We start from the raw sequence: 10,406 nt of genomic DNA, 5'->3' as shown, positions 1-10,406 counted from the left end.
GCTGGCGACAATAGCAAGAGTGAACCACCTGATCCCTTCCCGAACTCAGAAGTGAAACCTCTTAGCGCTGATGGTAGTGTGGGGTTACCCATGTGAGAGTAAGTCATCGCCAGCTCATTATTCGAAACACCCCCTGACTAGTCCAGGGGGTGTTTTTTTATGTGTGGAAAAAATGGAAAGAAATGGAGAAGAGAGAAGAAAATAAAGAATTCTTCATTCATTTTTATGTGATTTTTAAATTAAAGGCTGAAAGGCGTATACTATCCGTGTCATTGATGGAAAGCTCATGTCTAATTTAGCCTCAATTTCTCCATATATTGAATATGGCACACGACCATTTCTTGCCATTTTATTTTCTTTATTTTTAGCAGGCTTCGCAATCTTTTCATCGTTGTATTGTGTACAACCGATGATGCCCATTTTTGCGGATTTCTTTCATGTCAGCCCGACACATAGCAGTTTTCCTTTATCTTTTTCTACTATTGCTTTAGCGATAGGGCTACTTTTCACCGGTTTGATTTCAGATCGATTTGGACGCAAGCCTGTGATGGTCACCGCTTTATTTTTGGCGGCGTCACTTTTAATAATCAGTTTTATATTTCCACTTTGGGAAGTATTTCTACTGAATCGCGTGCTGATTGGTTTAAGTGTTAGTGGTGTAGCTGCTGTTGCAATGACTTATATAGGTGAAGAAATTGCGCAAAAAGATATAGGGTGTGCAATGGGCCTATATATATCGGGTACCGCAATTGGAGGAATGGGCGGCCGTCTCATTGCCGGGGTATTGATTGATTATATTAGTTGGCAAAATGCCATGATGATTATCGGCATCATTAATCTATGTATAGCAACAGCGTTCTTTTTATTACTTCCGGCATCTCAACATTTTCAAGCTTATCCCATTCGTTTCAACCGATTTTATGAATCTTTCGTTAAAAATTTAGTAGATCCTAAGCTTAGAATCTTATTCCTTCAAGGTTTTATCCTCATGGGATGTTTTGTCTCTATATTTAATTATATGAGCTACCACCTATTAGAAGAACCTTATCAACTTTCTCAAACTTGGATTGGGCTAATTTCCATAGCTTATTTGGCAGGAATATATAGTTCACCTCGGGCTGCAAGTTGGGGGAAACGCTTTGGGCGTGAAAAAGTTTTACCTGCAATGCTGATCATGATGTTGTTGGGGCTGTTGATTATACTCATTCCGGCATTTTGGTCAGTCATTTTGGGGCTGATTGTATTCACTTTCGCTTTTTTTGCAGCGCATTCCACTGCAAGTAGTTGGGTATCAGTTCAATCCCTGCAATACCGTGCCGTAGGTTCATCTTTATATTTATTTTGCTATTACTTAGGTTCTAGTATTTTGGGTAGCAGTAGTGGTTTGGTTTGGGAAATGTCTGGTTGGATGGGTTTGACGAGTTTTATTGCTGTTATTTTGATGATCGGTTTATTTTTAGCAATACAATTGAATAAATTAAAATAGAAATATGTGAATAAGCTATTATTTAATATTCGTTTTACATCTATTTTTTAATATAAATAACACTATAAAAATGGCTGAATTTACTATTTTTATGATTATACAACTTTGGTCTAATATTTCTTTTAAAAGGTGCCTCATAATAATGAAATACATCACAATATAATAAATAAAATATTTTTGGTTATCATTTTTAAAAGCTAATATATTTTCAAGTTTTTGATATTTATCATTTATATGTATTTTTCGTATTTTTTTTCATTTATTTTTAGTTGGAATTATATATAGATCATCATTGGTTTTAAACTGAAGGTGATTATGAGAAATATAACTATTTTAATGATGGCTTTGGTTTTTATCTTAATCTCAGCTTATGCAAATACCACGAATTTAGGGCCAGCAGGTGCAGAGCGTAAACAGTTTTTTATCGTTCCTCAAAAGTTATTAACTAAACAGGCAGATAGAACCTATCAACAATTTATTCATCAAGCGAAAAACAAGCAACTTTTGATCATAGATCCGAAATTGGATCAAATTTTAAATAAACTTAAGCAAAATGCGGAGTTTTACCGCCATGGTTCGAGTCAATGGGATTGGCAAGTCAGTGGGAATCTCAATAAAGATTTAAATGCACATGGTTTCCCGAGTGGGAAAATTGTCATTAACACGGGTTTGTATTGGAGTTTAAAGCTGACTGAAGATGAATTGGCATTTGTGATGGCGCATGAAATGGCACATGCATTACGTGATCATCATCGTGAAAAGATTTCTTTGCTGTTTGCAAGTCAGGTGGCGATGATTTCTTCAACTGCGGGTATCGGCGCGCTTGCAACGGCTGCCAGTAGTGTGACTGGGCAAGTGGTTTTTCTGCCTAAAGTTTCAAAATTTGAACTAGAAGCTGATGTTCTTGCACTTGATCTGATGTCGAAAGCGGGCTTTGATCAAAATGCAGCATTGATTTTTTGGCAAAAATATCAGCAGGAAACGACACGCCGTCAAATGCTTGATGTAAAACCATTGATGACTCAAGACAATATAGATAAGCGTAAGATTTATATTGAAAAATATTTACCTGGAATGCACATTCAATTTCAACAGGCGCAGGCCGTAATGTTGAATAAAAATGCGATAACTCATGGCACATTCTAGATTGATTTAAACTAAAGCAAAGTTACAAATGATTTATTTAAATCTTGTTTTATAGTCGTGCTACAGCACTTTTACATCTGATGTCTATATAAAACAATTCAATGATTCTGTAGCTATTGTATAAATTATAATCAAGCATGATGAATGGAATTCATGGTAAAATGATCGGCTTTCATCTTCTTTGATCTTTTTTCAGATCATTCCATCTGCCAGCCGAGAATTGCTAGCCATGTCTACTGCTTATACTATGCAGACTGCGCCAAAAGCGTTGTTTGATTACGACAAATATTGGGCGTCTTGTTTTGACCCTGCGCCATTTTTGCCGATGTCACGCGAAGAAATGGATCAACTCGGTTGGGACAGCTGCGACTTTATTTTGGTTTGTGGCGATGCGTATATCGATCATCCATCATTCTGTTCAGGGATCATCGGCCGTACCCTTGAAGCGCAAGGCTTCCGTGTCGGGATTATTGCTCAGCCAGACTGGACCAATGTAGAAGCCTTCCGTGTATTGGGTAAACCGAATATTGCTTGGGGCGTGACTGCCGGCAACATGGATTCGATGATCAACCGTTATACAGCTGACCGTAAAATCCGTTCAGATGATGCCTATTCTCCGGATAATCAACCGAATAAACGTCCAGACCGTGCAGCAACGGTATATTGCCAACGTGTGCGTGAAGCTTATCCAGATGTGCCTGTATTATTGGGCGGTATTGAAGCCTCGCTGCGCCGTATTGCACATTATGATTATTGGTCAGACAAAGTCCGCCGTTCAGTATTGATGGACTCGAAAGCCGATCTATTGATGTATGGTAATGGTGAACGTTCAATCACGGAAATCATGCATCGTTTGGCCCGCGGTGAAAAAATCCAAGAGATTACGGATGTTCGCGGTACTGCATTTATTGTGAATAAAAATAACCGAGCTTCAAAAGCGAAGTTTGTTGAAATCGCATCGAATGATGTCGATGCGATTGGCCGTGTCGATCCGATCATTAACCCTTATGTGATGACCGAAGACCTTGAAGGCTGTGAAATCGAAAAAGGCAAAGACAGCGTTACGCAATATCAAGGCTTCCAAAAAGAAGCGGTAGCAAATCCGATTGTTCGTGAAGGTGATAACTTAGACGCCGACACGCAAATCGTGCAGCTGCAGCCTGCATCAAAAGCCATTAAGCATAAATTGCCGCCGCGTGAATTGGCGGTGATTCGTTTACCTGCCTATGAAGATGTGGCGAATGATCCTGTACTGTATGCACATGCCAACCGTATTTTGCATTTGGAAACCAATCCGGGCAATGCGCGCGCGATGGTGCAAAAGCATGGTGAGCGTGATGTTTGGCTGAATGCGCCGCCGATTCCATTGACTACAGAAGAAATGGATTATGTGTTTGACTTGCCGTATGCGCGTCTGCCACATCCTGCGTATGGTGAAGCGCGTTTTCCTGCTTTTGACATGATTAAGTTCTCTGTAAACATTATGCGTGGCTGTTTTGGCGGCTGTACCTTCTGCTCAATTACAGAGCATGAAGGGCGTATCATTCAAAACCGTTCTGAAGAATCGATTTTGCGTGAAGTTGAAAAAATTCGTGATACCGCACCGGGTTTTACTGGGATCATTTCTGACTTAGGCGGTCCAACGGCCAATATGTACCGTTTGGCATGTAAAGATCCTGAGATTGAAAAGAACTGCCGTAAGCCGTCGTGTGTATTCCCGGGTGTATGTCAAAACTTACATACCGATCATGCGCCTTTAACCCAGTTATACCGTAAAGCGCGTTCATTGCCGGGGATTAAAAAGATTCTGATCGGTTCTGGTTTACGCTATGACCTTGCGGTGTTAAACCCAGAATATGTCAAAGAATTGGTGACACATCACGTCGGCGGTTACTTGAAGATTGCGCCTGAACATACCGAAAAAGGTCCATTATCGAAGATGATGAAACCGGGGATCGGGACCTATGACCGTTTCAAACAAATGTTTGATCGTTTCAGTAAGGAAGCAGGGAAAGAGCAGTATCTCATTCCTTACTTTATTGCAGCGCATCCGGGTACGACGGACTATGACATGATGAACTTGGCGATTTGGCTGAAGAAGAATGGTTTCCGTGCCGATCAGGTGCAAACCTTCTATCCATCACCAATGGCGACTGCAACGACCATGTATTACACCGGTAAAAACCCGCTGGCTAAAGTGGCGCGTTATACTGAAAATGTCGATATCGTGAAAGGTGAAAAACGCCGCCGTTTGCATAAAGCCTTCTTACGTTACCATGATCCAAATAACTGGCCGTTGCTACGTGAAGCGCTTAAAGAAATGGGGCGTCAGGATCTGATAGGGAACTCAAAACAGCATTTGATTCCGACGTATCAGCCTGCGGGTAGTGCTGAGGGCCAATACCAATCTGCACGTAAAAAGAACTCAAGCATTGCGGGTGATTCACAAAAACGTACAGGCGAACAAGGTAATCGGACGAAGGCTGCTCAATCGCGTTCTTCAAATACCAAGAAGCGTCCTGAGCGCGGTCAAATCTTGACGCAGCATACTGGTCTGCCGCCGCGTGAAACGGGTGATGCGAAAAAACCTTTTGGCGGTCCGAAACCTAAAGGAAAATCGAAGCCTAAATCGCGCGCTTAAAATGATTAAATAAAAAAAGACACTTCGGTGTCTTTTTTTATGGGTGTTATGCTCGGCAGCATAAGACAGTTTGCATTTTTATATGTTGTTACAAGCTCAATGCTATCTGTGCGTCGGTTATCTCAATGAAATACGAGCAAAATTTGACAGCTTATCGGAATTGTCTGACAGTGAGAGGAAATGCACTTGCTGTCGTTTTAGCGAATGATCTAAAGTATCTGTATATAGCAATGGATGCTATTACTCTGAACGAAGTGGCATGTGATGTTTAACGCTTTAAGTTTGCAACTTTTTGTCAGTTTAAATACGTATTGTGTGAAAGTTAGAGTTATTTTTTTTAATAGGAAATTAAAAAAATAATACTGGTTGTATACTTCGTCTTCATAAGAAGTATGTCAAAAACCAAAAATATAAGAAATATAAAGGATTATGAGATGACTATATACATAGTAATAGGGAGTATTTTACTCTTCTGTGTGCTCATAATGGCTTGGAAAAGTTTAGAAGGTGATTCTAAGCAACAAGATAGCGCATTGAAACAACGTGCTATTTTCAACATTAATGAGCAATTAACCTACACGCGTTTAAAAGAAATTTTGCCTAAGCATACGATCCTCGCGCATGTGTCTTTTGATGCACTGTTGACCACGAAATATTATCGTACGCGGAACAAGTATCGAAATATGGTGGCGGACTTTGTCGTCTTAGATGAACAGCATCAGATCTTGGCGATCGTCGCTTTAGATGATCCGATGGTGCTAAAACGGATGCAGCAGTCGCAATATCAAGATGCTTTGCTCGCTTTGGCAGGCTATCGGGTCATTCGTTATGATGATGTGCCTGAGTACGTTCAATTACGCGAAGATTTCTTAAATGAGCAGCGTGTACAAGCGCCATTTGTACCGGTTAATGATCTGAAAAAATATCATTTATATTCAGATTTGGAACGTAAAAAGATCAAAATTATTGGATCTTAGGGATTCAAAGAGCAAAATCTTTTGCAAAAAAAAGCATGTCTTTAGACATGCTTTTTTTAATGATTATTCAGGCTTAACGGCTACGACGGTTAATTCTACCAGTACACGCGGGTCGTATAATTTGGCTTCAACACAAGTTCTGGGTAATGCTTCAATGTCTGACACCCACGTATCCCATACCTCATTGAATGCGGCATAATCCTGTTCAATATCTTTAAGATAAATGGTCACTGACATAATGTGGCTTTTATCTGTACCGGCATCTGCAAGAAATTGATCAATGATCTCAAATGTTTGCTGTGTTTGTCCTTTGATGTCTAAATCAAGGTCTGTTGCCAATTGACCTGCCAAATGAACCAATTGACCAGAAATAGCGATTTCGGAAAAGCGTTTTGAAACATGCAGGCGTTGGATGGTCATGCGGAATATCCTGAAAGCAAAAAGAGCACTTAATCTTGAGTTTTAGGCATCGTAGCTGCAACTAAGGCCGTCAATAAACAGCCGACAGCAAGGTAGATTGCCACATAATGCCATGAACCATCACCCCAAATCACCAAAGCTGCTGCAATCATTGGGGTAAAGCCACCACCGATAATGCTAGCCACTTGATAGCCGACACCTGCGCCACTGTAGCGATAGGCGGTACCAAACAAGGAGGTAAAAATCGGCTGGTGTACACTCACCACCATATCATGGGCAATATTGGCAAGGAAAATTGCACCGACAATAATCAGCCAAGTATTTTGTGCATCAAGGGCCATGAAGAAGGGAAAGGCAGAAAGCGCACCAATCAATCCACCCAGAACACACATTTTACGATGATCAAATCGATCTGCTAGCCACGCAAAGAGCGGAATGCTGAAGCAGCTAATGGCACCAACCATTAAGGTGATATTGAGGAAGAACTGTTTGTCCATGCCCAATTGAGCGGTGGAATAATTCAGTGCAAAGTTCGTCACCAAATACATGGTGAGTAACTCGGTCAAGCGCAGCGCAATAATGTAGAAAAAGGCTTTGGGGTGTTGGCTAATCGCTTGCAGAATCGGTAATTTTTGTGGCGTTTGTTGAGCTTTGACCACATGGTCGACGAATTCTTGAGATTCGTCTTGATCACGTCGAATCCACATTGCGATAGCCAGCAAGACAATACTGGCAATAAAGGGAATTCGCCACGCCCAATCGGCAAAAGCATCTTCACCCAAAGTGGCAATAATTAACGACACAGCGCCTGTTGCCAGAACGAGTCCGACGCCATAGCCAATTTGTACACCACTACTGTAGAAGGCTTTTTTGCCTTTCGGGGCATTTTCTACAGCCATCAGGGCAGCGCCGCCCCATTCACCACCGACAGCAAAACCCTGTATTGCCCGAAGTGTTACGAGTAGGATCGGGGCCCACCAACCGATGGCCGCAAAATTGGGTAATAAACCGATACCGACAGTCGAAATGCCCATCAGGATCACGGTGAGCACCAACATTTTTTTCCGACCCAGTTTGTCACCAAAATGTCCAAACACAATGCCGCCTAAGGGGCGGAACAGGAAGCCGACGCCAAAGGTCGCCAAGGCTGCCAAGGTTCCCATATTGTTGCCAATACTGGGGAAAAACTGATCTTTGAAAATGAGTGCGGCAACAATGCCATAAAGTAAAAAATCGTACCAATCGACTACGGCACCAATGAAGCTACTTAATGCGGCTTTACGCGCACGTTGTTCTTGATTTTGTGAAATATTTTGAGGATTTGGAGCAGATTTTGCAGAAGGCATACAGCGGGGTATTCCATGATTGACAACAGAGTTGCCCTGTAATATTCGGATTTGATCGTCACGCCAATCACAGGACAGCATGCTGAAAGTAAAGGTGATTTTCAGCATCTCAGCGCATACACGGATAATGTAGTGCGCTGATAGAGTACTCTAATTTTAGGCTTTGTGAATAGCAAATTGCTTTAATTTTGTTCTTCTGCCTAAATCTTAAGCAAATACGATCTTCTTGAAGTTTTTAGAGCAGCGAAAGTTGTGTTTCTTGGTTTTGCGCACTTAATTGATAAACCCCTACGCCAATCAGGCGAAATTGATCGTCCTCGGAAATATGCATTTCATGCAGTAATTGCTGCAATACCTGCGCAAGGTCTTCACGATGATTCAGTGACGTTTTAAAACTTTTACTGTGCTGTAGCACTTGGAAATTCTTCAGTTTTAATTTGGCCGATACACCGCGCGCGCTTAACTGCTTTTTTTCTAAACTAGACCAAACTTGGTCAATCAGTTTGGGCCAATAGGGCTGACATTGGCTCAGGGTGAGATCATCATCAAAAGTGGTTTCTTTGGAGATCTGTTGACGTTCACGTCTAGATTGGACCGGTCGCTCATCAATCCCTTGTGCATACAGATAGAGTTGTCGGCCATATTTACCGAAATGATGAATCAGAACGGTTTCTTCAATTTTTTGTAAATCACCCAATGTATTGAGTTGCATAGCTTTTAATTTTTTTTGAGTGACTTTTCCCACGCCAGGAATTTTTTTCAGTGCCAAGTCTTGGATGAAATGCAGAACTTGTGATGGTTTGATAATACAAATGCCATTGGGTTTGTTCCAATCAGAAGCGACTTTAGCCAAAAATTTATTGGGCGCGACACCTGCGGAGGCAGTTAAACCAGTGCTTTGTAAAATCTCTGCCTGAATTCGCATAGCGACTTCGGTGGCGCTAGGAATGTGTTGTAAATTTTCTGTGACGTCCAAATAAGCTTCGTCTAAGGATAGTGGCTCAATCAGCGACGTATAGCGTTGAAAAATGGCATGAATTTGCGCCGAAACGGCACGATATTTTTCAAAATTAGGTTCGATCACCACGATCTGTGGACAGAGTTTACGGGCCTGTGCCATCGACATTGCAGAACGTAAACCAAATTCACGTGCAGGATAGGATGCGGCACAGATGACTGTACGAGGGTGATGTGAAGACACAACAACAGGAAGCTGCTTGAGTTCTGGACGTTCCCGCAGCTCTACTGATGCAAAGAATGCATCCATGTCGATATGTATAATTTTCCTCATGCCTAGTTAGATCAGTGCTTAAAAAATTGAATTTCAGTATCGCACAGTTAATCTAGCGCTTTCCTGAATTTTTTAACTCAAACGACACAGATTGACTGAGTAAAACCACCTTGGTGTTTTGAGCTGCTGCCGACTGTATCAATAGATTTAGGCTTTGATGGGTGTCATCGGCAAAGCGAGGGAAAAATTCGAGCTCAGGATTCAGTGGTTTGAAAAAATTATCCCAATGAATTGGAATCACGGTGCTGGGTTGAAGAGTCGCTAAGGTTTCTTTGAAATATTGCTGTTGAAACGCTGTCGTTTGCTTGGAAAGCTGAGCGATGCCTAAAAATAAGGTATCGACTTTTAGTTTTTGCAACTGTTTGGGCACAGCACCAGTACTGGCTTTGACTAAACTGTAATGTGGCCCATGTTGGATGAGATAGTCATATGATCCACCTTCTTTAAACTGGCTAAAATGTGCAGGGAGTTGTAGTGGCTGCGAAATTTCTTCCCCCAAATCATCATTAACGGCCGTTGGCGGAGTATGTTGCGAGGGGATGGCAGTAATGGTGAATTTACCGATTTTCATCGGTTGCCATGCTTGAACTTCGTGTAATTGTGATTCAGCGATTGGCATCGCCCGTGCGATATTTAAGGTACTTTTAGAGCCGACAATCATGGCTTTAGGGAGCTGGTGGGCCAACATTGGAATATCGAGCGCATGATCATAATGTGAATGAGTCACGAAAATAGCACGTGTACGTTTTAAGTCGTATTGGTCGATATAGCTTTTTAATAAAGGCTGATCACTTTGAATCTGAGTGAATATGGTCCGACTGAGCGATGGCCGACTAAAGAAGCCATCGATGAGGATTTGCTCTTGGCCATCGTCAAACAGTAAGGTCGAAACACCAAAGAATTTTACGTGATAGGGTGCCGCTGAGTGAGTATCTGTAGTGCTTTGTGTGGGAAGTTGATAATGCCACGTTTTAAACGCTGCCAAGGTCCCTGAAGGTTGGATCAAATATGCCAATATCCCGATGGCGAGGATCATAAAGACTGAAAATATAATAAGAAAAATTTTTAAAATACGCATCCTGCGACTCAGTTTTCACGG

8 protein-coding genes and 1 rRNA gene are annotated in these 10,406 nt (G+C 41.6%); 5 read left to right on the top strand and 4 right to left on the bottom strand.

Translation table 11 applies throughout. The features are described from left to right. From rrf to FTV27_RS04630, 5 genes are all read left to right on the top strand, one after another. Positions 1–115 (top strand): 5S ribosomal RNA (gene rrf, locus FTV27_RS04650). A 171-nt stretch (positions 116–286) separates the two neighbouring features. After that, entirely contained in the window at positions 287–1,486 is a 1,200-nt protein-coding gene (locus tag FTV27_RS04645) for an MFS transporter (RefSeq protein WP_180077207.1), read from the top strand. Between the two features lie 315 nt (positions 1,487–1,801). Next, a complete protein-coding gene (locus FTV27_RS04640; protein ID WP_180077205.1) occupies positions 1,802–2,632 on the top strand; it encodes a M48 family metallopeptidase in 831 nt (276 codons plus the stop codon). A gap of 229 nt (positions 2,633–2,861) precedes the next feature. Further along, entirely contained in the window at positions 2,862–5,273 is a 2,412-nt protein-coding gene (locus FTV27_RS04635) for a YgiQ family radical SAM protein (RefSeq protein ID WP_180077203.1), read from the top strand. Between the two features lie 434 nt (positions 5,274–5,707). Continuing rightward, positions 5,708–6,250, top strand: coding sequence for a DUF2726 domain-containing protein (locus tag FTV27_RS04630; protein WP_078189487.1), 543 nt, complete (start codon positions 5,708–5,710; stop codon positions 6,248–6,250). Positions 6,251–6,313: 63 nt separating this feature from the next. On the opposite strand, the gene FTV27_RS04625 is transcribed toward FTV27_RS04630, so the two are convergent. The 4 genes from FTV27_RS04625 to FTV27_RS04610 form a co-directional block, all read right to left on the bottom strand. Beyond that, complete coding sequence (locus FTV27_RS04625) at positions 6,314–6,670, bottom strand: RidA family protein (protein WP_180024215.1); 357 nt, start codon at positions 6,668–6,670, stop codon at positions 6,314–6,316. A gap of 29 nt (positions 6,671–6,699) precedes the next feature. Next, entirely contained in the window at positions 6,700–8,016 is a 1,317-nt protein-coding gene (gene shiA, locus FTV27_RS04620; RefSeq protein WP_180077231.1) for a shikimate transporter, read from the bottom strand. Positions 8,017–8,251: 235 nt separating this feature from the next. After that, positions 8,252–9,307 (bottom strand): DNA polymerase IV, encoded by a 1,056-nt coding sequence (gene dinB, locus FTV27_RS04615; RefSeq protein ID WP_180077201.1) that lies wholly within the window; start codon positions 9,305–9,307, stop codon positions 8,252–8,254. A 52-nt stretch (positions 9,308–9,359) separates the two neighbouring features. After that, on the bottom strand, positions 9,360–10,385 hold the full coding sequence (locus FTV27_RS04610) for an MBL fold metallo-hydrolase (protein ID WP_180077199.1): 1,026 nt from the start codon (positions 10,383–10,385) through the stop codon (positions 9,360–9,362). Between the last annotated feature and the right edge of the window lie 21 nt (positions 10,386–10,406).

The sequence above is a fragment of the Acinetobacter sp. YH12251 genome (assembly GCF_013417465.1).
GTDB lineage: Bacteria > Pseudomonadota > Gammaproteobacteria > Pseudomonadales > Moraxellaceae > Acinetobacter > Acinetobacter amyesii.
This window is presented reverse-complemented; position numbering and strand designations above follow the sequence as displayed.

Excerpts from the sequence above, each read along its gene's own strand:
- dinB (WP_180077201.1), bottom strand. The coding sequence starts at position 9,307 with ATGAGGAAAATTATACATATCGACATGGATGCATTCTTTGCATCAGTA.
- FTV27_RS04635 (WP_180077203.1), top strand. The coding sequence starts at position 2,862 with ATGTCTACTGCTTATACTATGCAGACTGCGCCAAAAGCGTTGTTTGAT.
- shiA (WP_180077231.1), bottom strand. The coding sequence starts at position 8,016 with ATGCCTTCTGCAAAATCTGCTCCAAATCCTCAAAATATTTCACAAAAT.
- FTV27_RS04645 (WP_180077207.1), top strand. The coding sequence starts at position 287 with ATGTCTAATTTAGCCTCAATTTCTCCATATATTGAATATGGCACACGA.
- FTV27_RS04640 (WP_180077205.1), top strand. The coding sequence starts at position 1,802 with ATGAGAAATATAACTATTTTAATGATGGCTTTGGTTTTTATCTTAATC.
- FTV27_RS04630 (WP_078189487.1), top strand. The coding sequence starts at position 5,708 with ATGACTATATACATAGTAATAGGGAGTATTTTACTCTTCTGTGTGCTC.
- FTV27_RS04610 (WP_180077199.1), bottom strand. The coding sequence starts at position 10,385 with ATGCGTATTTTAAAAATTTTTCTTATTATATTTTCAGTCTTTATGATC.
- FTV27_RS04625 (WP_180024215.1), bottom strand. The coding sequence starts at position 6,670 with ATGACCATCCAACGCCTGCATGTTTCAAAACGCTTTTCCGAAATCGCT.